The organism is Mycobacterium triplex (genome assembly GCF_000689255.1).
Lineage (GTDB): Bacteria > Actinomycetota > Actinomycetes > Mycobacteriales > Mycobacteriaceae > Mycobacterium > Mycobacterium triplex.
Map to the genome: position 1 here is coordinate 167,180 of NZ_HG964447.1, position 20,267 is coordinate 187,446.

22 protein-coding genes and 1 pseudogene are annotated in these 20,267 nt (G+C 65.7%); 17 read left to right on the plus strand and 6 right to left on the minus strand.

Features of this window, described 5'->3' with window-relative positions:
• Positions 1-2: 2 nt before the first annotated feature.
• The 3 genes from BN973_RS28275 (at position 3) to BN973_RS28285 (ending at position 2,016) form a co-directional block, all read left to right on the plus strand.
• Positions 3-302: a hypothetical protein gene (locus tag BN973_RS28275; RefSeq protein WP_139813803.1), complete on the plus strand. Its 300-nt coding sequence runs from the start codon at positions 3-5 to the stop codon at positions 300-302.
• 101 nt (positions 303-403) lie between these two features.
• Positions 404-652, plus strand: coding sequence for a hypothetical protein (locus BN973_RS28280; RefSeq protein WP_196771085.1), 249 nt, complete (start codon positions 404-406; stop codon positions 650-652).
• 263 nt (positions 653-915) lie between these two features.
• Positions 916-2,016 carry a hypothetical protein gene (locus tag BN973_RS28285; protein ID WP_139813804.1) on the plus strand — a complete coding sequence of 367 codons (1,101 nt, stop codon included), beginning with the start codon at positions 916-918 and terminating at the stop codon, positions 2,014-2,016.
• Between the two features lie 10 nt (positions 2,017-2,026).
• Here the strand turns inward: BN973_RS28285 and BN973_RS28290 are convergent, their stop codons facing one another.
• Genes BN973_RS28290 through BN973_RS28305 form a run of 4 tightly spaced genes read right to left on the minus strand, consistent with a single transcriptional unit; the run spans position 2,027 to position 4,789 of the window.
• Positions 2,027-2,746 (minus strand): hypothetical protein, encoded by a 720-nt coding sequence (locus tag BN973_RS28290; RefSeq protein WP_036473593.1) that lies wholly within the window; start codon positions 2,744-2,746, stop codon positions 2,027-2,029.
• Positions 2,747-2,755: 9 nt separating this feature from the next.
• Complete coding sequence (locus tag BN973_RS28295; protein WP_036473596.1) at positions 2,756-3,622, minus strand: RAMP superfamily CRISPR-associated protein; 867 nt, start codon at positions 3,620-3,622, stop codon at positions 2,756-2,758.
• The gene (locus tag BN973_RS28300; protein WP_036473597.1) at positions 3,619-4,086 is read right to left on the minus strand and encodes a hypothetical protein; all 468 of its coding nucleotides are present in this window, start codon (positions 4,084-4,086) and stop codon (positions 3,619-3,621) included. Before BN973_RS28300 ends, BN973_RS28295 begins: the two co-directional genes overlap by 4 nt.
• A 55-nt stretch (positions 4,087-4,141) precedes the next feature.
• Positions 4,142-4,789, minus strand: coding sequence for a hypothetical protein (locus tag BN973_RS28305; protein WP_036473599.1), 648 nt, complete (start codon positions 4,787-4,789; stop codon positions 4,142-4,144).
• Positions 4,790-5,012: 223 nt separating this feature from the next.
• On the opposite strand from BN973_RS28305, the gene BN973_RS28310 reads away from it, so the two are divergent.
• The 6 genes from BN973_RS28310 to BN973_RS28335 all read left to right on the plus strand — a co-directional run bounded on the left by BN973_RS28310 (position 5,013) and on the right by BN973_RS28335 (position 9,684).
• The gene (locus BN973_RS28310; RefSeq protein WP_036473601.1) at positions 5,013-5,900 is read left to right on the plus strand and encodes a hypothetical protein; all 888 of its coding nucleotides are present in this window, start codon (positions 5,013-5,015) and stop codon (positions 5,898-5,900) included.
• Complete coding sequence (locus BN973_RS28315; RefSeq protein ID WP_036473603.1) at positions 5,900-6,319, plus strand: hypothetical protein; 420 nt, start codon at positions 5,900-5,902, stop codon at positions 6,317-6,319. Before BN973_RS28310 ends, BN973_RS28315 begins: the two co-directional genes overlap by 1 nt.
• Positions 6,316-7,155, plus strand: coding sequence for a phosphoadenosine phosphosulfate reductase domain-containing protein (locus BN973_RS28320; RefSeq protein WP_036473605.1), 840 nt, complete (start codon positions 6,316-6,318; stop codon positions 7,153-7,155). The genes BN973_RS28315 and BN973_RS28320 overlap by 4 nt, the downstream gene beginning before the upstream one ends.
• A gap of 380 nt (positions 7,156-7,535) precedes the next feature.
• Positions 7,536-8,165: a TetR/AcrR family transcriptional regulator gene (locus BN973_RS28325; protein ID WP_036473607.1), complete on the plus strand. Its 630-nt coding sequence runs from the start codon at positions 7,536-7,538 to the stop codon at positions 8,163-8,165.
• Positions 8,162-9,406 carry a glycosyltransferase gene (locus BN973_RS28330; protein WP_036473608.1) on the plus strand — a complete coding sequence of 415 codons (1,245 nt, stop codon included), beginning with the start codon at positions 8,162-8,164 and terminating at the stop codon, positions 9,404-9,406. Before BN973_RS28325 ends, BN973_RS28330 begins: the two co-directional genes overlap by 4 nt.
• Positions 9,407-9,417: 11 nt before the next feature.
• Positions 9,418-9,684 (plus strand): F0F1 ATP synthase subunit C, encoded by a 267-nt coding sequence (locus BN973_RS28335; protein ID WP_036473610.1) that lies wholly within the window; start codon positions 9,418-9,420, stop codon positions 9,682-9,684.
• A 242-nt stretch (positions 9,685-9,926) separates the two neighbouring features.
• On the opposite strand, the gene BN973_RS28340 is transcribed toward BN973_RS28335, so the two are convergent.
• On the minus strand, positions 9,927-11,054 hold the full coding sequence (locus BN973_RS28340; RefSeq protein WP_064942985.1) for a hypothetical protein: 1,128 nt from the start codon (positions 11,052-11,054) through the stop codon (positions 9,927-9,929).
• Between the two features lie 386 nt (positions 11,055-11,440).
• Here BN973_RS28340 and BN973_RS28345 point away from each other — a divergent pair, with 386 nt between their 5' ends.
• Positions 11,441-12,538: a hypothetical protein gene (locus BN973_RS28345; protein WP_036473615.1), complete on the plus strand. Its 1,098-nt coding sequence runs from the start codon at positions 11,441-11,443 to the stop codon at positions 12,536-12,538.
• A gap of 134 nt (positions 12,539-12,672) precedes the next feature.
• Here the strand turns inward: BN973_RS28345 and BN973_RS32240 are convergent.
• Positions 12,673-12,809 (minus strand): annotated as a pseudogene (locus BN973_RS32240) (hypothetical protein).
• 399 nt (positions 12,810-13,208) lie between these two features.
• Here BN973_RS32240 and BN973_RS28355 point away from each other — a divergent pair.
• The 7 genes from BN973_RS28355 to BN973_RS28390 all read left to right on the plus strand — a co-directional run bounded on the left by BN973_RS28355 (position 13,209) and on the right by BN973_RS28390 (position 20,212).
• Positions 13,209-13,871 (plus strand): hypothetical protein, encoded by a 663-nt coding sequence (locus BN973_RS28355; protein WP_232232246.1) that lies wholly within the window; start codon positions 13,209-13,211, stop codon positions 13,869-13,871.
• Between the two features lie 170 nt (positions 13,872-14,041).
• Complete coding sequence (locus BN973_RS28360) at positions 14,042-14,308, plus strand: hypothetical protein (protein ID WP_081285083.1); 267 nt, start codon at positions 14,042-14,044, stop codon at positions 14,306-14,308.
• A complete protein-coding gene (locus tag BN973_RS28365; protein WP_036473620.1) occupies positions 14,305-14,670 on the plus strand; it encodes a hypothetical protein in 366 nt (121 codons plus the stop codon). The genes BN973_RS28360 and BN973_RS28365 overlap by 4 nt, the downstream gene beginning before the upstream one ends.
• A gap of 435 nt (positions 14,671-15,105) precedes the next feature.
• Positions 15,106-16,212: an AAA family ATPase gene (locus BN973_RS28370; RefSeq protein WP_036473621.1), complete on the plus strand. Its 1,107-nt coding sequence runs from the start codon at positions 15,106-15,108 to the stop codon at positions 16,210-16,212.
• Positions 16,209-17,486, plus strand: a complete 1,278-nt coding sequence (locus tag BN973_RS28375) for a vWA domain-containing protein (RefSeq protein WP_036473622.1) — start codon at positions 16,209-16,211, stop codon at positions 17,484-17,486. Before BN973_RS28370 ends, BN973_RS28375 begins: the two co-directional genes overlap by 4 nt.
• Positions 17,487-17,679: 193 nt before the next feature.
• On the plus strand, positions 17,680-18,897 hold the full coding sequence (locus BN973_RS28385; RefSeq protein WP_036473623.1) for a hypothetical protein: 1,218 nt from the start codon (positions 17,680-17,682) through the stop codon (positions 18,895-18,897).
• A 1-nt stretch (position 18,898) separates the two neighbouring features.
• Entirely contained in the window at positions 18,899-20,212 is a 1,314-nt protein-coding gene (locus tag BN973_RS28390) for an AAA family ATPase (RefSeq protein ID WP_036473624.1), read from the plus strand.
• Positions 20,213-20,267: the final 55 nt, after the last annotated feature.

A 20,267-nucleotide genomic window follows, 5' to 3' on the forward strand; every position in this document is an offset into this window, starting at 1 on the left:
GGATGACGAGGGACAGAAAGCTTTTGGTAATCGCCATCGCCGCTGTCGTCGCCGTGGTTGTCCTGGTGTGGGGTGTTTCCACCCATGGTTTCAAGGACATGCGTTCATACAACTTGGGGCATAACGCAGGACTTCAGGACAAGAACTCACGCTACCCAGCCGGATGCGTCACGATGCTGCTGCTGGCCCTAGAGAGCAGTGATGCGGCAGGTCTCGACCAAGACGACTTCAACTCTGGTTGCAAGGACTCTGGAGACTGGTCAGGCATTAAGGGAGCCCCTGATCAGCCCAAACTCGGCTGAGTTACTCTCTGCCTGCCATCATGGCAAGGTGATGGGTGCTACGGATTATGGCCTTCTGATCGCCATCGGCCAGGCACTGCCCTGACGTGAGGATGGCACGATTGACCGACATGGAGGAAGACCTGCCTACCGTCAGCGTGCGTTTGTGGCGTGCCGACGCGATCGTCTTGTTCGACTGGTTGGCCCATACTGATCTGAACACGGTGCCGATCACGCATCCGGCGCAAAAGCAGGCGCTGGCTGATCTTTTGACCCGGTTCGAATGGGCGGCCGATGCGGATGTGACCGCGGCGACTGCTGACGAGGTCGCGGCGGCCCAAGCAGAAGTGTCGCGCGACATGGGCTGGTGAGGGAACAGAATCCGTTCGTGGCGGTGCTGACGAGCCTGCTGTCAAGATTGACCAACAGAGTCAAACCGGCGGCAACCGGAGCGGCACCAGAATTCGCGAACAACGGACGTCACGACTGCCCGCCAAAGCCATCGGGTCTTGTACGCGGCTGCCAACGCGGGCGCGTACATCTCCACGTGAAGCGCTCGCTGTGGGTCCAATCATCAGTACGAAGACGAACTCGACGCTCAGTGCGCGCATGGCTTCGTAGGTACCGTGGTCGAGTGTCTGACGAAGAAATGGCCGCATCGGAGCACGGCGTGCATCTGGAATGGTGGTACGACCTGGACCGGCCTTTTCTAGCCGAAGTGGACTTGCTTGCCGCCAGGTCAAGCTACTCGACGTCGTTCGTTACAGAGGACGGCGTCTTCGCCGCGACTGTACGTCTGCCACGGACGCCCGACGCTGAAACCGGGCTTGCGGATTATTTGGCGCCTCCGCGCGATTGGGCGGCAGCGCTACCCACGCCCGATGAAGAATGGGGAATCCACTACAAGGACCATACGCTGGGCTTCAAAGGTGTTGTCATCAAACGTCTTGCCTTCAGCATTCAGGCTGGGCCGGAGGTCGTGGAGCCCGCCATACGTTCGGAGTGGGGGCAGGACCTTCTAGCGTTGGAGATTCTCAACACGATTGATACCTGGTGGGAGAATGTCAGGACATGGCTCGAGATTGCAACTAACCAACGCCTCGCACAAGTCGGCCACGAGGCCAGCGATTGGTTAAACCCGAATACGCGGACGTCGATATGGACGGTCGACGAAAGCGGGGAAAGGAAGCCGTTGAGGGCCGGCGGCACTGTTGTTCAGGGCCCTGAGCGAGTCCTCGGTGTGACCGCAACGATTCTGCAGGATTGCTTGGCGCTCGCACACATTGAGCCGCCACTGGCATGGACTCTGTTGCGGGACGCGCGCGCTCTGCAAAACGCCGATCAGTACCGCCGCTCGGTCATCGATGCAGCCACTGCAGCAGAGCTGGCTGCGACCAAGCTGGTTGACGATCTGCTAGTGGGAACCGAGTCGGGGGAGCGAGCAAGGCTCCTCCGCGACCGAAGCCATCAGGGACTTGGAGGGAAGGCAGTACTGCTGAGGGAATTGGGGCAGGGCCCTTCGGAGGGTTTCAAAACTGATCTAGTGGCCAGGCGAAATGACGCTGTGCACGAAGGGATAGATCTGAAATATCTCGAGTGGCAGGCGGCGTTTCGTGCGGCGTTAGCCCTTGTCGAGCAAGGCTTTCCACTGCCCACGGCGCCGGGTTCAAGCGGGCCGCTAACGTGTTATTGGTCTCAGGCCGTAGAAGCGCAGAATGTCCATTCGTGGCCGTGATGCGAGCCTGCTAGCGGGCTGGTTGGTAGGCGTTGGCGCGGCTCGCAGGGTGCAGGTACGGGGGCCGGACGGCGGCGGTACCCAGCTGTCCTGTCTGGACACCGGGGGTGTGGGTGAGGCAGCGCACCGGCGTTGTGCGGCCGAGTACGCCGGGCTCGTGTTCGTGGCCGGCGGCCCAGCGTGAGATATCGGGGGTTTCGGTGACTTCCCATCGTGTGACGAGGCCTTCTCCGACCCCGCGGTGCTTGCCGATCGAAAAGAGGTCGGTGAGCAGCTCACGGATGAGGTCGGCGTCGCCGACGGCGCGCCAGGTCAAGGTCGCGGCGGGATGCGCCATGACAGGGACGATGCGCTTTTGATAGCGGCCCTGGGCGTCGGAAACTGCTTGGCTTCCAATGACGGGGGTCAGCTGCTGAAGCCGGCCCCGATTCGTGCGTGAGGTGCGCCAGCGCATGTCGGGGTCGGTGACGTGATGGGGGTGGAGGTCGGCGAAGGTGGCCATCCAGTGCCAGTCGGCGTCAGAGGTGGGATTGCCGCATTTGGCGAGGGGAAGGTCCAGTGTCTCAGGGTCTTTGGTGTGCTGATAGGTGAACTCTTCGCCCGCTGTGCGGGCGGCCCACTTACGGCGGTGCCACAGTACTGAGGCGAGTAATCCATCCAAGGCCACGCCCCAGGGGCGGGACAGCACGACACCGTGTGGTGTGGTGGCGGTGATCTGCAGAGCAATCATGTGTGTGTGTCAACTCAGTTGCGATAGCGTGGTGATCGCCTCGTCGCGGTGAGCGGTTAGGTCCGCTGCCCAGTCGATGTTGTCGCTGGGCAGATTTCCGCGAAGCGTGGTCGCGGTGACGGTGGCGGTGACCTGTCCGTGGCCGGCGGCGATGCGGCCGCCGAGGTGTCCTCGGGTGGCGAATTCGTCCAGGACGGAAAGCAGAAATGCTGCTTGGATGGGGGTGGCGTTGGTGAGTCGAACCCAGGTCTGAAGTCGGGTTCCGGCCGGCAGCGTCTCCACCCCGAATCGTCCGAGCGGACTGCTGTTTTCATCCGAGTCCGTGCTGGGAGGCCAGGCGGTGGTGGTGCGGTGATCGGACAGGTGGCTAAACGATTCTTCTGCGACGCCAAGCACGGCAGACAAGGCTTTGGATCGCGGTGGGCGGGGCAGGATGTGGGAGAGTTCGGCGATCTCGGGCAGCACCTTGCCGACGTCCAGTAGCCCCGACATGATGCGGCCCGACGCCGCCCCGCCGAATACCGCGACCTGGGGCAGTAGAGCCTTGAGGCGGCGTTCTTGCTCGTCAGTAAGGGGCCGCGCGGATTTGGCCAGCCGGCCGCCGTTGGTGAGTAGGTGTGCTGCCGGGATGGGCAGGGCGGTGTCTTCGTAGTTGAGCACGGCGGCGGTCAGTGACTCTCCGATGCGGCGCAAGATGCCGCGGAAGCCGCTGCCCGACACGATCGGGACAAGTATCACTTCACCGGTAGGGGTGATGATTTTTTCTCGGCGGAACAAGGCGAAATTGTCGGTGCCGATGGCGCTGTAGTCCTCGCGGTGCACGATCGAGGATCGGGCCAAGACGTCGATGTCGAAGTGAACGCTGATCAAGCTCACCCGCGGGCCGCTTTCCGTTGTTCGGCAACAGCTTCGGCGATGATGCGCACTCGCAGCAGCAGTGCCGGCAGACTGTCACGTAGCACGGCGATGACGGGTAGCGACGGTTGGCGTAGCAGCATGGCTAGCTCGAGGCGTCGATCCCGCTGCCGGGGCGCGCAGACCTCGAGCTGTATGGACACATCAGACCACCAGCGATCCAGGGTGTCGGCGCGGTAGGCGGCACGGCGAACTCGACCGGGCAGCAGCTCGTCCCAGTAGGTTTTGCGGTATCGCGGGTCGGCGAGCCAGCTTCTCTCCCAGTCGATGCTGTAGTGCAGTAGCAGCAGCAGCCGTTCAGCGGTGTCGGCGGGACTGGGCCGGGCGGCTTCTTTCGTTTCGGCGTCCGGGGCGGGTTCGTCGAAGGGGGGCAGTTCGGGAACCAGGGCACGCCACGCCTGGGTGGGAGTGGGAGCTGCCGTCATGGGTGAAGCGTAAATGGCCCGGCAGTCACCGGGTGGTGATCGCTCGGCGCGCGGGTTAGGGCTGAGGCGTCGGCATGGTGGTGAGGGCGCGAGCTGCTGCCCACAGTGGCGGGACGGTGCGCCATATCTGCAGTGCTGTCCAGGCAGCCAGGATGCGCCCCCAATGGCTGGACGGCTGAGCGCGCAGTAACCGCGAGGGAGGCGCCGGATGGCTCAGCTGGGTCCAGGTTGCGCCCACGGTGGTGCGCAGCCAGATCAGGTCGGTCAGCCGGGTCGCCGCAGCGGCATCCCAGGGCACGACGAGACCATCGGTGGCGAGATGTCCCCATTGGGCGGTCGGCAGGATGTGGCGGCGTCGAGCGGTCGGAAGGATCGCGGCTTGAGAGGTCGGCAAGGCGCCGCCAGCGAGCGCGTCAGCCAATGCGGCACCGGTGGAGTACTCCGTCACGGTCGTCGCAGTGACCAGTAAAGCCAGTTGTGTGGTGGGAGGGGTGCTGTAGGCCCAGGCGCATGGCACACAGAGCCGGCGGGATCCGAATGGCCAGGCGTCGAAACCGGTGAACTTCTCAGAAATGATGCGCGAGCTCAGCACGGTCGGCCCCTCTTCGCCGCAGCGCCCGCAGCGGCCATCTACCGGCGACGGCGCGTCCACGGCGGGTCGACCGGCGGCAACCCATGCCGCGGCGGCGGGATCGGAAAGCATGCTGGCGCCACGATACGGCCGGATCGGTTGGTATCGTGAGCGACACGAAACGCACACAGGGGTCGGGTGAGGGTTTCACCTGAGGCGGCTCCGGAAGGCTGATTATCAGTCCATCCGGGGCCGCCTCCCTCTTTTCGGTCTGGCGCGCGCAGCAATCCCGCTTGGTGTCCAGGTTGGCCCATACACTGCCCTTGATCGTCGAGCTAGGGAAGTTTGAGACCGCGTGGGTGCCAAGACCGCCAGACCGAACCGGGAACAACCCGTCGTCGTCGATGTCGAAGGTGGCCCGATCTCCGCGCGCGACGTGAAGGCCGCCCGCGAGGTGGCCGAGGATGCGATGACAGAGCGTGGCTTCCAGCGCCTGGCCAACCAGATCACCGACGAACTGCGCGACGCGGACACCTCACTGACCCGGGCGGCTCGCGACCGTGATCGCGCCACGCCTCGAGATAGGAGCCATATCGAGTCCGGGCGCCTGCGCGGCGAACTGCCGCCCCGCGAGGAGTTCCGGGAAAGGCTGAGCGGTCGCCAGCGCAAGATCCGCTCGGCGGTCAAGAACCAGGTGATGGCCGCCGCGCCGGCGTCGCAGCACGCCGCGATCGCGAGCATGCTGACCAGCGAAGACCCCACTGAGTGGCGGCGCATCAACGAGAAGCTGCACCGCTCGGCGGGTGACGTCCAACAACTGGCGGACACTGATCGGGCGAAGGTGCAGCGCCTCGACAGGGCGATCCAGGCGTATGAACGCCTCAACGACCGCACCCACCGCGTCTACGTTGCGGTGAAGCTGCCCGATAACCGTGGCGACATCACCAAGCCCTCCGACCTGCCGGCTAACCTGCGGCCCGGTGCGAGCATCGCGTTCGACCAGTTCACCCTCACTCGACACAACTTGCATGAGACGCCGGGCCACGACAGCTCCCGGCATGTGGTGTTCGAGGTTGTGACGAGCCGTGGGATGTATTTGGGTCGCTCCGACAGCGTGGAAGACACCACCCATATCCTCCCGAGAGGAATGCAGTTCGACGTAGCGTCCGCCGAACACGTCGCCTATGCAACCCGATCCGGAGGCTTCAACGAACGCGTCGTCTTGCAACTGAGGGAGCGGTGATGACCCCCACCGAATGGATCGTGCACCCCAACCGATCCGACATTGGATCCGACGAGCCCGGCCGCAACGGTCATTACCGCTCGCTCACCCGCCCGCGGAAGCCGGCCATCGAACCGTGCCTGGCCCGAGTAAGGCTGCCGCGCAGACTATCCGACGTCGCCGACGCTGATGGCACCATTACCTTCGGCGGCAACGACTGGTGGTTCGTCGTCGGCGCGGCCCGCACCTTCGTCCGCACCCACATCGACTCAAACGTGCCGCCGCCGTTTGGATTCAAGCGCAACGGACAGTGGTGGTGGTGGGACGACACCACCAGCGTGGAATCGATTCTCGAAGGCCCAGAGGGCATCGACTACGTCCGCGAATACCTCGCTCGGCTGTTCCCGAGGTGCACCGTCACCGTCAGCGACGCACGATGACCACGACGCCGGCCGGACTAGACCTGCACACGTTACGCGGCATCGCCGCCCGCCGGCGCGGGGCCCAGGGCCACCAGCATCTGCTCGACCGCATCGCCGAACACCTCGACGAGAACGACGGGTTCGTATCTTGGAGTGGCGGCAAGGATTCCACCGTCGTAGTCGACCTCGCTCGGCAGGTCGACCCGCACATCCCAGTGGTGTTCTTCGACAGCGGGCTGCAGTTCCCTGAGACGCTGCGTTATCTGGAGGACCTGGCGCAGGAATGGCAGCTGAACTACCACGTGATCACCGCTGACCCAGATTTGCTGACGGTGCTGATCGCCGGCGGTGGTTTCGACCATCACGCAGTCGATCGTCGGTTGCGCGGACAGCTCGCCGACATCATGATCACCGGGCCCGCGGCCGAGGCGCACCGCCGCTACGGCCGCGGATCGCTGTGGGGAGTGCGCGCTGAGGAGTCCCACGGCCGACGGATGCTGTACCGGCGCGGTCTGGGCGCCGAAACGCGGGCTCGACAGCACAGTTCGCAGTCAGATGTACGCGCGCAAGTCGGCGGAGTGGTGCGCCGAGCGGACGGCACCATTACCTATGGCCCGATCTGGGACTGGCAACGCTCGCATGTCTTCGAGTACCTGGCCGGCCGCGACATCGAGCCCAACCCGCTCTACCGCAAGCTCGCCGAACTCGGAGTCCCCGAACAGCAAATCCGCGTCGACTCGATCATCGACGCCTCCAAGCTGTCCAACGGACACATCGCCTGGCTGCAAAAAGGCTGGCCAGATCTATATGACCGGCTCAGTCGTGCTCTACCGCGGCTGACTGAATGGACGTGAAAGCCGCTGTCGGACTGCGCTATTGGCGGCGGCGCCTCCTCCTCCTCCTCCTCCTCCTCTCCTCGTGGCAGTGCCAATTCATCTGAAATGTCCCCAAAAGGCATATGGGACATAAGGTAAGAGGCACAGCGGTTGTTATCTACTCGCGTTGGCGCGATTGCCGGCCGCTGGCCCTGTGTGCCGATCTCAGCGTCGTTTGTTCGTGAATCCTGACGTCGGCGCCCGTTTTCCCGGTCGAGTATTTGCGAATGTGGGCGTCGCGAATTCCGTGAGATGGCGGCCGGTTGGCGCACCGCTCTGCGGCATGCACGTAAAGGCCGAGGAACCGCGTACGTGGGCGCACGCTTTCGCGCGCTGATCGCTTGATCTAATATCAGAGTATGCGATCAGATCTGCAGAAGCCGGCGACCTTCACCCAGTCGGCGCGACGGGCGCAGATTGTGGCCGCCGCGATCGAGGTGATCGCCGAAATCGGGTGGGCTCAGGCGTCGATCCGCAAGATCGCTGATCGGGTTGGGGTGGCGATGAGCGCGGTGCTGTATCACTTCGGCACCAAGGACAACTTGGTCGACGCGATCGTCGAGGAGATGTATCGCACGGCGCTGTCGTTCGTCGGACCGGCCGTCGATGCGCAGTCAACCGCGGCGAACAAGCTCGCCGCCTACATCACAAGCAGCGTCGCGTACTTCGATACCCACCGTTCGCACCTGGCGGCCCTCACGCAGCTCGGTACGAGCTACCAGCCGGCAGACGGGCGCCGTTTCGAGGAACTCGAAGTGACGGCTGAGCTACAACAGGAACTGGCTGTCTTGGACCCGACGACGATCTTGACGGCGGGGCAACAGGATGGACAATTCGGCGATTTCCCGATCACGTCGATGGCGGTCGCCCTCCGGGGCGCGGTCAATGCCGCGGTGGAGAATATCTTGCGCGATCCCGCCTTCGACGCCCGTGCGTACGGTGAAGACCTGGTCGCCATCTTCGGTCGTGCCGTGGCGGTGAACCGATGAGCCGGATTGTCATCATCGCCGTGGGTAGCCGCGGCGATGTCGCTCCCCTCACCGGGGTGGGCGTGGCGCTACAGCAGGCCGGACACGAGGTCGCCATAGCCGCCTACACCCCCTTCGCGGACATGATTTCCGGCTGCGGTTTGGGGTTTCGCGAGCTGCCGGCCGATTTGCAGCCTGCCGCCGATGGCGCCGAGGTATCACCCGTCAAAGGTTTGGCAGCATTCGCCTCGCCTAGAGGCATGCGCGCCCTGGGCAACGACATCCTCTCGGCCGTCGCCGACGAACCCGCAGACATCCTGCTGCTATCACCGTTCGCCGAAATGGTTGGACACCCGCTCGCCGAAGCGAAAGCTATTCCCTCTCTTGGGCTCCGGTTGCAGCCACTGTCAGCGACCGCGCAGTACCCGCCGTCGATTGTGGGTTCCTGGTCGGCCGGGTCGTGCGGAAATCGGGTTGCCGCCAACGCAGGCGCCTGGTTACTGGACTCCCTATACGGCGGCGTGGTCGCGCAATTCCGCCGCCAGCTCGGGCTGTCGCGCACCTCCGCCCGTCGGCTGCGTCAACAACGCACCACTGCGCAATGGCCTGTCCTGCACGGGTATTCACCGAGGGTGGCGCCCCGGCCTACGGACTGGCGCCCGGGATTGGAAGTCACTGGTTACTGGTGGCCGGCGAGCGCCGGCATCTGGGAACCGCCTGCTGACCTCGCCGAGTTCCTCGCTGCCGGTCCACCGCCGGTGTTTGTCGGGCTCGGCAGCATGATGACCACCTCGGCGCGAGCCGAGCAGCTATCGGACACGATCCGCCGAGCGGCCCAACTGGCCGACGTCCGGGTCATCGTGCAAGCTGGCTGGACCAATCTACATGTCGCCGAGGACCATATGTTGACCATCGGCGACACCCCACACGACTGGCTGTTTCCTCGGGTTGCCGCCGTGGCGCACCACTGCGGGGCGGGAACCACCGCGGCAGGTATTCGCACCGGAGTGCCCACCATCGCCTTACCCGCCTATGGTGATGGCCCGTTCTGGGCCAGGCGCATCACCGAACTCGGGATCTGCGCGGCCACCATCAACCAGCGCAAACTCACCTCGCAACGCCTTGCCGAGGCAATGCGCATCGCCGTCAACGATCCGCTGCTGAGGGATAACGCCCGCCAAATCAGCGTGCTGATAAGCGCTGAAGACGGTGCTGCACAAGTTGTTTCATCAGTTAGTTCCCTGATCCAACAATTCACGTAGAGGAGTAACCGATGGCCGCGGACCCCGAACTCGTCCACGCAATCATCACCGCAGGAGCCCTTGCCGGTGGAGGCTTGATGATGGCCGGAGGCGCGATCGGCGCCGGCATCGGTGACGGCATGGCCGGCGCTCAACTAGTCGCCGGCGTGGCCCGCCAACCCGAGGCCCAACAACGAATGTTCGCGCCCTTCCTCATCACTGTGGGCCTGGTCGAAGCTGTCTTCTTCATCAACCTCGCCTTCATGGCGTTGTTTGTCTTCGCCACACCCGGCAAGTAATACGTCGTTGGCAGGATCGCGGCTTTACCGACTCACGACTCTGCGCAGCCATCGTCGGCCGATTCATATTCGGCCGCAACATCTTCGATGACCGGAACCGACTCTTACCGCCTCGGCCACCACGACACGCCCATCTCACAATGGCGTCAATATTGACCAACAGAATCAGAGTGGCGGCAACCCGAGCGGCACCAGATTTCGCCAACAACCGACGTCACGATTGCCCGCCAAAGCCAGGCCGCCTACGGCGTTGGCAGATCGGTAAGCCAGTCGACCAAATCTGCCGGGCGGCGAGGAAGGAAAGGCTGGAAGACGTTCAGCTCGCGGCTGGTAACCACCTGGTTGCGCGCGGCCTTGTCGATGAATACCGCGTCGCAGTAGGGCACTGCGATCGCCAGCGCATCGATGTCCTGCATGTCGTTCGTCGTCCATTCATGGCGACTATCGCTGTGGTATCGCTCCTTCACCGAAGCGGCCACGCGGGTTGAGGGCATCCCGTCGATGAAATTCCGTACTTTGGCGAGGCATTCGGGTGTCGGGGGATCCTGTATCCCGAGGATCTGGGACAGTGACAGCCCGGTGGCTCTCTGTGCGCGGTCGACCAGGTGTCCGAGCTCGGCGTAAAGCTCATTGGCGTTGACCACGTCGCGCAACTTGGACTGCCGAAGCGCTGGATCCGCATCCAGCTTGCCGACGAGGTCGTTCTCCCGCTCGGCCCGCTTCTTGAGCATGTCGCGCCAGCCGTCCAAGCTGTACCCGGCTTGGAGTAAGGCAGGATCCTCGTGGTCGTCGGGTCCGGTGACCAGTTGGCGCATCGCCCATCGATTCAGACTTGCCATCGGATCAGCGCCTGTCTGTATTCCCATGTCCTGACAGAGCTTCTCAGCCCACCACGATGCTTCCTCCGCGGTGGTTCCCTCGAAGACGATGCCGCCCTTCTGCCCGAAGGCATGCAGCATGTGCGTTCCCACAAGCGGGATGTGCCCTTGAGAGGTGACCGTCATGGTCGGCAGATCGTTGAGCGCGGCCTCGAACTCGAGCTCCATGATCTGGGGGCGTCCCAGGAAGAAGTTGAAGTCGGACAACTCCTCCATCACTGCTACAACGTCCCGGCGCTGGGCGGCGCTGGCGATGTTGTAGATCTCCAGGATGTGCGTCGACGACAACGGGAACATCGCGCGGCCGTCGGCCAGAGCCTGCCGACAGACCGCGAACAGGTCGCGGTAGCCGGGTGGTGCGGTCCCGACCGCGACTTTCGCCAGGTTGATGCAGGCGAACGTGTCCAGGTACACGAGAGCTGGCGGCCTGGGTGGCAAGGCCAGGTCGCTGGGCCAGACGACGTCGGCCCGGACGCCGTAGGCAGTGGGCAACGACCCCCACCCCTCTCGCGCATGGTTGGACGTCGACAATGATCCCCCGTAGGGGAGGGATGCCGCAAACGCTTGATCGGCGCGACACGGCCGATTGCCTCCGCCGGAGCGCTAACGCTGTGTGGCCGAGCTCTATTGATGGTGCATTAGATCGCCGGTTTGCGCCGGCGTAGGAAGCATCCGATTCCTCCTAGCGCGGTTGTCAGGACGATGGCGTCGGCCCCGAGGGTTAACAGGGCGAGGAGTCCTTTGGCGATGTCGACGGGGAAACGACACACCTCTCTCCCGCCTGCTGATCACCTTTGAGGGCGCCGGGTTCGCTCGTGCGGCGTTGACCATGTGCGTGTTCTCGCGTTGTCCGGCTCGGCGTGCGGGAGGATGGGGGTGTGGTGAAGAAGAAAGGTCGCGATCTGCGGACCAAGCGGCACATCAAGGTTGATGATGCGGCCGCGGTGATCGCCGCGTTCCAGTGGTGGGCGAACCGACCACCAGCACGCAACCCCGCCACGCAGTGGGCTCAAGACGTGGCCGGGATGATCTTCGAGAAGTGGTCCGACAGTCCTGTGGTGTTGCGCGTCGACGACGAGTTCGCTGGCGCGTTGATCAACGCGAAGACCGATGTGGAGCTCGTCCCGGACTGGTTGACACGGTTCCCGTTCGATGCCGTCGCTTACAGCCTTGCCACCCCGCTGTCACTGCACGACGGGCGCCGCATGTGTCACTACCTCGGAATGGTCGTGGCCGGCACGGTCAGTCAGTACCGGAACTTGACAGGTTCGGGACCGACGCCTGCGGTGGGCAACATGAAGCTTCGAGGCGCCGACGGCCGCGGCGTATTAACGGGTTACACGAATATACCTGCAGCGCAGGGTGTTCGGTGCATGTGGGTGTATAAGGAGGAGGGCGACCCGACCCCGCAAGTCCAGAGCGTGACTTTCCCGCTCCGCGGCGACCTTGCAGCAGCGACGACGCTGGCCGATCTGGTCAGGGTGCAGATTCAAGGTGCGCACGAGGCTGGGAACTCCAATGGCGAGGAGTTGCCGGTCCTCATCCCGTTGTCGTTGTCGCTGTTGTTGTACTCCGCGGCGGGTGATCCCGAAATCGACTGGCCTCCCGCTGAGCAGATTTCTCGACCGCAGCAGATCCGCCGCGCCGAAATCGGCAATCTGGGATGGCGGACCGGCGCAGCGCTGCGACAGTACCGCCGGCAAGCGGGCGAGCGCACAGGAGATGTGGGCATTGCTGGATGGAGGCTCCCGCCTCATATCCGGATCGCCCATTGGCATCGAGTCCGCGTCGCCGAACGAGACGAGAGCGGCAACGTGACCGGAAACCGACTTGGCGCCGAAGGCATCGATTGGCACTACGAACTGCGCTGGTACCCACCGACGCCGGTGAATGCCGACGGTGGCATTGCCCCTGCAGTTCGAGATTTGAACTTAGGGCGATCTTGCTCGCCTATAAATGACGCGAATTTGAGATAAACCGTAGAGACAAGACTAATCGCATCGCCGCAGCTCAGGGGAGCGCGATAGGACACGAAAAGCGAGAACCTACAGGCGCCGCCGCGCGGGGGAAGTCCACTGGGTTGAGCACCGGTCGGTGTTGCGTTGTGGGTCTATTGCTGGTTCGTGCGGCGCTTGTCCGACCATGCCCGGTACCCCATCAACACGGCCAGGCCCCCGTACTGATCAAGCCCAGCCACGTGCCATGGATGGCGTTTACCACGAAGAGTGCCAGAAATAGCGCAGCCATCACTGCGAAGAAGACTGAGCTGTTCAGGCGGTTCCTCTTCACCCGCGTCCTCCTCTCCGTTGGCGTGCCTGGGTTGAGCATGCCAGTCATCATCCAGTCTGCAGTAGGCGCGAGGTGGATAACCGCCAGCGTCGCATGGCGTTGGTAGCATCGGCGTGGAAGGGCAGGCCAGCAAGGGGCCGGCCCGAGATCTCCGGAGGGGAGAAGGAATCATGAAAGTGGATTTGGCGGGTGTGTCGCCCGCCGCTGTCTGCATCCGGGAGGACGACATCGACGAGCCGCCGTACCTGTGGTCAGACTTGATCGCTCGTCGCAACGCGTTGAGTCTGCGCGTCGAGGACCTCGTGCCGGTGCTGCGTGTCGATCTGCGCAAATACCGTTCGCGGGAGACTGTGTGCCTTGGAGGTCGGTCCGGAGCTCGTCGACGAGCTGATCGCGATGGAGGAGTTTGTCGCCGGCGAGGCCGCGCGCATTATCGCCGCGGCGCCGGCTGAAGGCACCGTGGTGCTGAGGGCTGTGGTCGACCAGGCCGAATTTGAAGACGCCCATCCCGACGCGCGCACTCTGCGGGATCTGGCGGCCTACCCGCTGTCGCTGCAGCATGTGGCCGTGGGGCGGGCCGCCGGGCAGTTGAGCCGGCACGGCCGCGTCGTTGAGGTGTACCGCGGTGAGCAGCGCGGTGACCTCACCGTGCGCCGGCTGGCGGCGGGCCTGCTCAAGGAGGAGACCGCTCGGTTACTCGGTGTGGATGCGAAGCGTTACGCCAAGTTCGAGCGCAGCACCGCGGCGCCGCCGGCAGGGCTGGTGGCTGAACTGCAGGCCGTTGACGACTTCATCGCTGCCAGCGCCGAGCAGCTCGAGGTGGCTGAGGTCGATGGCGTCAGTGTGGTGCTGATGTTTGACGACCAGGACGCGTTTGAGAGGACCTACCCGCAGGCCCGGACTAAGCGCGACGGCAGGGTCTATCCGCGCCGGGTGCATCGGGTGGCCGCCGCGCGCCGCGCTCACGAACTTGAGGCGGCCGGTGGCTCGGCCCGCATCGCCGTCGTCGACGCTCAGTGATCCCAGCGACCCCACCACCCACCCGGCACAGTGGTGGGGTAGTGGACGCTATAGCGCTGTGCTGCAACGGGTTCCGTAGCTAATTTTCTGTCGGTGCCGATTGATAGTGTTACTGGTGTACGGGCAAGCCGTTGGGGGCGGGCCCACCTCACCCGAAGGGGATTGTGAGAATGGTCGTCTATGTCGATGATGACGAGCCGGTCGCCGTCGAACAGCTAAGCCTGGATGAGGCGCAAATGATGTTGTCGCGCAGCGAAGCTGACTTGGTGCGTGCGTACAACTGGGCCCATGCGCAGTGCGTGCGTCAACAGATCGCAGAGCTTCGAGGGCAGATTGAGTGGCTTGAGTCGAAGGCGGTCGAGGCCGCATTGGAGGACGCCGCTGTGGAGCATGCCAGCGATTTGTGGGCCGACTACGACCGCGGGATTCTGGCATGAGCGCCGCTGCCGAGGATCACGCCCTGGTCGATGACGACGGTTACCCCACCGCGTGGGGGATTGCGGTGATGCGTGGTTTCTACGGCTCACCGCGGGCGCTGGTGGACCTGCTCGAGCAGGTGTGGTGGACCCCGGCGCTGATGACCGTTGACGAGTGGCTAGACGCTCAGTTGCGGACGGTCGTGCGGCTGTCGCTGGCGACGGGAGGATGGAGCAGCAACGAGCAGGTCATCGAGGCCCTCGACGGGTCGATGTTTCACCTGCGGTTCTGGCAGTCCAGCCATCGCGGCGGATTGCACGTCTACGAGGTGCCGAAGAGTGAGTGGGAGGTGGCGGACCAGCTCGGTGCGATTGCGACCTAGGTCGCCAGACTCGGCCAAGCTCGGGACGCTGGCTGAACTCCCCACCGCAGCCCCCGGGCCCCACGCCCCACCCGGCACGGGGTGTGGTGTGGGGCGTTATAGCGTTGTTGTGTGGTGGTTTTTTTTTGTTGTCGAGATGCATTTAAGATTGACAAGGTGGCCAGTGTTGTTTAACAACAGGTCGCGCAGGTATGCCGAGACGTAATTGCTCCGGGGGAGTGGCGATTTCGGCGGGCAGCTAGTTTGACACCGGTACGCGACACGCCGGGTATCTGTCAAAGTACCTCGGCGATTCTGGTCAATCTTCGCTGCATCTCCTCAGGTTTCGTTCGAGGGCTCTCGGCAAGCAACTTGTCGGTGGGTGCCGGTAGTGTTCTGTGATGTGAGGACAGGCCAGCAGGGCCAGTCCAATGCTCCCTAGGAGGGGATTCGGCTATGACCGATTTGGACACGACCGTCACGGTGATCGACGCTGCGGCCCGCGCTCATGTGCCGGTGCTGCTGTGGAGTGATCCAGGCATGGGCAAGAGTTCGGTGGTGCGGGCGTTGGCCGCTGCCGATGGCGTGCCAGTGGAGACGGTGATCGGATCGCAGCGTGAGCCAGTCGATATTGCCGGGTGGCCGGTAGTCACCGATGGGGCGGTGCAGACGCTCGCGCTGCCGGATTGGGCGCAGACGCTCATCGATGCCAGGGGCGGCTACCTGCTGCTCGACGAAATCAGCACGTGCAGTGCATCTGTGCAGGCCGCGATGTTGACGGTGGCGTTGGAGCGCATGGTGGGACGAACCAAGCTCCCCGATACGGTGCGAATTGTCGCAGCTGGGAACCCTCCGGACCGCAGCGCCGGTGGTGTCGATTTGACGCCGCCGATGGCGAATCGGTTCCTGCACATTGACTTTGAGCCGACTGCCGAGGAATGGCTGACCGGTATGCGGTCCTCGTTCGCTGCGCTGCCCGCCTCGCGCGGCATCGCCGCCGACGAACTGCGCCGCGCCGACGAGATTGGGGCCGTGTGCGCGTTCGTAGAGGCACGACCCGCGCTGCTGCACCAGTACCCCGACACCGACGAGGCTGCTGGGCGGGCGTGGCCGTCGCGGCGGTCCTGGGAGGCGATGGCGCGGGTGCTGGCGCATCTGCGCCGCGACGACACCGCCGCTATCAGCGCGGTCGCGCTGGGACTGGTCGGTGACGGCGCGGGCACTGAGTTCATGGAGTGGCGGGCCAGCATGGACTTGCCCGCTGTCGCGGACGTGATCGCAGACCCGAGCATCGTCGCCTGGGGGGCGGCCCGCCCCGATCAGGTGTGGGCGGTGCTGTCGGGTGTGGTGGCGTGGGCGTCGGGCAAGGGGACCAAGGATGCGTGGATGACCGCATGGGGGCCGCTGGTCGAGGCAGCAACCCATGGCGCTCCCGACGTGGCCGGGGCAGCGGCGCGCGCCCTGAGTGTGGCGATGCCTGCCGGTGCGAAGCCGCCAGCGGCGGCGCGCAAGTTCAAGGACGTGATGATCGCGGCGGGCCTTGACGTGGGGAGCGCGGCGTGACCGGGATTAGGGCGCTCTCCGCCGACGAGTGGCGGCGGCTGCGGCTGGCGCGGATGGCCGCGGTGGAGGCGATGCCGTACTTCGCGCGGGCACTGTTCGCGTTGTCGCCGGTGGCCGCGCCCGGTCTGGGCACTTTTGCCGTGGACCGGCACTGGCGTCTCTACCTGGACCCGATGATGCTGGGCACCGAGGACGGGTGGAGCATCCCGCTGGCCGGTGCGGTGCTGCTGCATGAGGTCGGGCACGTGCTGCGCGAACACGGTGGCCGCGCTGACACGGTGGATTCCCCGGTGGATCGAACCATGTGGAATGTCGCCGCCGACGCGGAAATCAACGACGACCTGATCGCAGCCGGTGTGGGATTGCCAGCCGGTGTGGTAACTCCCAGCGGGATCGGTTGCGAGGACGGGCACGCCGCCGAGGTCTACTACCGGCATTTGGTGCCGCCCGGTACACCCCGCAGCGGCAACGTCGCGACTGGTGAGGGAGGCGGTGACGGGGATGACGATGGTTACGGGTGCGGCTCTGGTGCCGGAGATGCGCCCGTACCCGGCGAACTGCCCGCCGCCGCCGACTTGGGCAGCGGCAAGGGGCTGTCCACCGCTGCCGCCGATCTGGTGAAGGTCGCTGTCGCCCGCGCAGTGCAGCAAGAGATGGCGCGCAGCCGAGCCGGTCGCGGCACCATACCTGCGGGCCTGGCTCGGTGGGCGGCTGCCCAACTCGCCCCGGCTGTGGTGCCGTGGCCCAAGGTGCTGCGCGCTGCGGTGCGCCGCGCCGTCGAGGACCAGGCGGGCCAGGTGCACCACTCCTGGCGGCGACCGAACCGGCGCGCACCCAAGGGCGTGCTCTTGCCGACGCTGCGAGCACCGAAGATCACCGTCGATCTGATCATCGACACGTCTATGTCCATGGGTGAGGACGATCTGGCTGCCGCTCTGTCGGAAACACGGGCGGTGCTGCGGCGCACCGGTTCCAAGGTGCGGGTGGTCTGCTGCGATGCAGCGGCCACCGTGCCGCGCGCGGTGCGGTCGATCAGCGACGTGACGTTGACCGGGGGCGGGGGCACCGATCTGCGGGTCGGTATCGATGCTGCGTTGTCTGCGCGGCCAGCGGGCAACGTGATCGTGGCGTTCACCGATGGCGGCACACCCTGGCCCGAACGTCGGCTGCCGGTGCCGTTGATCGTGGCCCTGATCGGCGCGCACGCCGCCGATACCACGCCTGCATGGGCCAAGACGGTGCGCGTCACCCCCGTAGCGGCGGTGGCGGCGTGAGCGGGCGGGCCGGGCCAGCCGACTTCGCGCAGTGGGCCAACGCGGTGCTGGCTGGCACCGGGTGGACCGTAGCCACCGTAAGCGAGGCTGCCCAGCGTCCCCGTGACGACCTGGCGACGGCGGCGCTGGCGGACGGGTTTGCCGCCGCCGCGCGCGGTCTGGCTGATGCCGGTGAGTGCCGGGACGGTGCGGCGTGAGCGCCGCGCTGTTTGACCTCGCGCTGCGGGTGGCTGCACGCGATGCCGGTGGGCCGGTGCCCCGGTTGCTGCATAACCCTGCCCCGGCGCGCGACGTGAAGGTGGCCGTCGCGGCGCGGCGCACTGGGCCGGTGGTGCATGTGCAGGCCGTGGGGCCGGATGGGCACTCGTACAGCGGCACCGGAGCCGATGGGCTGGCCGCGCTCGCCCGCGCCGCCGGGTGCGTGGCCGGTGACTTCTGCGGCGGGGCGACTGCCTTGGTCGATACGCCTGCCACGTTGCGAGCGCTGGCGGGTTTGGCACGCAGCTACGCCGACCCGGCGCGGTGCGCCGGCATCGACGTGGCGGCGGGATCGGCGCTGGCCGGTTGGTGGGTGGAGCGGGCCGCGCATCCCGGTACCTCGGCGGTGACCGACGTGCTGAGCACCAGCCGCGCGCGGTTCATGCTCGGTATGGCTCCCGGTGCCGATCACGCTGGCGCGTGGCGGGCGGCGCTGTCGGTGCCCAACGGCGTGAGCGGGTTGCACGACTGGCATCGCGCGGTGACCGGAGGTCTGCTGCTGCCGGGGCTGGATGCGCTGCGTGAGGACGACGACTGGCAGTTGGAGGTCATGCAGGAGGCGGTGCGCGAACAGCGCAGTTGGGACCGGCCCGAAACGCTGCACGTGGCGGCGGCGCGGTTGGCGAGCCGCTGCGATGCCGCCGATCTGTATGAGGCGGCGTTGCTGGCCGATCCGTTGTGGCGGGGGCGGGGTGTGCACACCGGGTTCGTCTGCCACGGCGAGACTGTCGTTGGGGCGGGCCAGCACGCCAACCGCGTCACCGTGCGCGCGGGGCGGCTGGATACGCGGTTGAAGGCGGGGGCCGCCGTCACCGGTTGGGCTGGGGAGCCGATGACGGCGATGCCGGATGCGGAGAACCGTTTCAGTGGTGAGGTTTTCGCCACCGCCGTGGGTGAGGACGGGGCATTGACGGTGACCATCGGTGGACTCCGCAAGACGGGGTACCGGCCTGCTGCGGGTGAGCCGGTGACGGTGATCCCTGCGCCGCCCTCGGTGTCCACGATTCGGTCGCGGCGCACGGCGGTGGCGCGGCTGTATAAGCGGCGGTTCTCCTGGCTGTCACAGGGGGCCACCCCGACCGCAAGCCGCCGCCCCGTTCCTCTGGCGGTGATGATCGCTGCCGCCGACGACATACAAGCACCGGAGAACTGAGATGCGTACGCTGCCTAGGCGATTCACCGCCGGTGACCCCGCGACCGCTAACGCGCCTGCTGGGGCACCGGCGGTGACCCCGGCGCTGCCCACCGCTGCGCCGATCACCGAGGACTGGCCGGGACGCGACCTGCTGGACACGCCGATGCTGGCGCGGGTGCTGCTGGCCGCGTGGGGCGGCGATGCTGCGGTCTGCGTTCCGGCTTGCCCCGGCGCGGGCAAGAGCCGCCTGGTGGCGCTGCTGGCCGGTGCACTGGCTCACCGCGTGGCGCTGCGTGTGGCGGTGGCTGCACAGACCCGCGAGCAAGCCGCCGAGCTGGCTCGGCGCATCGCCGCCGTCAGCGAGCGCGCTTCCCTGATCGTGTCGGGGGCTGGTAAGAAGCCGGTGATGGTGGACGGCATTCGCACGGTCGCGGGCCGCAGTGTGCGATGGGAACACTCGACAGGCGGGGAAATTCTGATCGGCACCGCCGCTCGCTGGCTCTACGTCGATCCCAACCTGGCCGGAGCCGATGTACTCTTGGTTGACGAGGCCTGGCAATGCACCTATGCCGACCTCGGCGCGCTGGGAAGCCTTGCACGGCAAGTGATTTGCGTTGGCGATCCCGGCCAGGTGGCACCCGTGGTGACCGGCTCGACCGAGAAGTGGGAAGGCCAAGCCACCGGGCCACACCAACCCGCCCCGGCTGCGCTGCTGGCCGCACACGGCGATGCCATCACCATGCACGAACTGACGAACTCCTGGCGACTTGGACCGCAGACCTGCGCGCTGTTGTCCCAGCATTTCTACCCGCAGATGCCGTTCACGTCGCGTCGTCCTGATGAGACCGTGATCGCACCGGACGGTACGGTGCTGCCCGAAATCGTCAGTCGTCCAACGGAAGCGCTGAATGGGCCGACCGACCCGGCGCTGCTGACCGCCTTGGCTGAGCGGGTGCGTGAACTGACCTGGCATGACTACCGGCGCGGCGGTGTGTGCGAGGCGTTGACCGCCCGCGACATTGCAGTGGTGGTGCCGCATGTCGCCCAAGCCGGTGCGGTGCGGGCGCTCTTGGCCGACATGCCCGATGTACTGGTCGACACCGTCAATGCGCTGCAAGGCCTAGAAAGGCCCGCCGTTGTGGCCTTGCACCCGATGGCGGGGTATCGCAACGCGGAATCGTTCGCCCTTGACGCGGGACGCATGTGCGTGACCCTGAGCCGTCACCGGGCGCACCTGACCATCCTCACCGACCCGGCTACCGCGCCAGTGTTGGACGCCACCGCCGACGATCCGCAAGCCGCTCACGCGCGGGCGGTGCTGGCCGCCATCTGACCCGGTGGCTGGCAAACCCCTCGAACCCCCACCCGGCACGGGGTCGGGTGGGGGT

Bases quoted from the DNA above. Each gene is read 5' to 3' on its own strand.
- BN973_RS28300 (WP_036473597.1), bottom strand. From the start codon at position 4,086: ATGACGGCAGCTCCCACTCCCACCCAGGCGTGGCGTGCCCTGGTTCCC.
- BN973_RS28360 (WP_081285083.1), top strand. From the start codon at position 14,042: ATGGTCGTCTATGTCGATGATGACGAGCCGGTCGCCGTCGAACAGCTA.
- BN973_RS28305 (WP_036473599.1), bottom strand. From the start codon at position 4,789: ATGCTTTCCGATCCCGCCGCCGCGGCATGGGTTGCCGCCGGTCGACCC.
- BN973_RS28275 (WP_139813803.1), top strand. From the start codon at position 3: ATGACGAGGGACAGAAAGCTTTTGGTAATCGCCATCGCCGCTGTCGTC.
- BN973_RS28325 (WP_036473607.1), top strand. From the start codon at position 7,536: ATGCGATCAGATCTGCAGAAGCCGGCGACCTTCACCCAGTCGGCGCGA.
- BN973_RS28290 (WP_036473593.1), bottom strand. From the start codon at position 2,746: ATGATTGCTCTGCAGATCACCGCCACCACACCACACGGTGTCGTGCTG.
- BN973_RS28370 (WP_036473621.1), top strand. From the start codon at position 15,106: ATGACCGATTTGGACACGACCGTCACGGTGATCGACGCTGCGGCCCGC.
- BN973_RS28330 (WP_036473608.1), top strand. From the start codon at position 8,162: ATGAGCCGGATTGTCATCATCGCCGTGGGTAGCCGCGGCGATGTCGCT.
- BN973_RS28365 (WP_036473620.1), top strand. From the start codon at position 14,305: ATGAGCGCCGCTGCCGAGGATCACGCCCTGGTCGATGACGACGGTTAC.
- BN973_RS28390 (WP_036473624.1), top strand. From the start codon at position 18,899: ATGCGTACGCTGCCTAGGCGATTCACCGCCGGTGACCCCGCGACCGCT.
- BN973_RS28320 (WP_036473605.1), top strand. From the start codon at position 6,316: ATGACCACGACGCCGGCCGGACTAGACCTGCACACGTTACGCGGCATC.
- BN973_RS28335 (WP_036473610.1), top strand. From the start codon at position 9,418: ATGGCCGCGGACCCCGAACTCGTCCACGCAATCATCACCGCAGGAGCC.
- BN973_RS28315 (WP_036473603.1), top strand. From the start codon at position 5,900: ATGACCCCCACCGAATGGATCGTGCACCCCAACCGATCCGACATTGGA.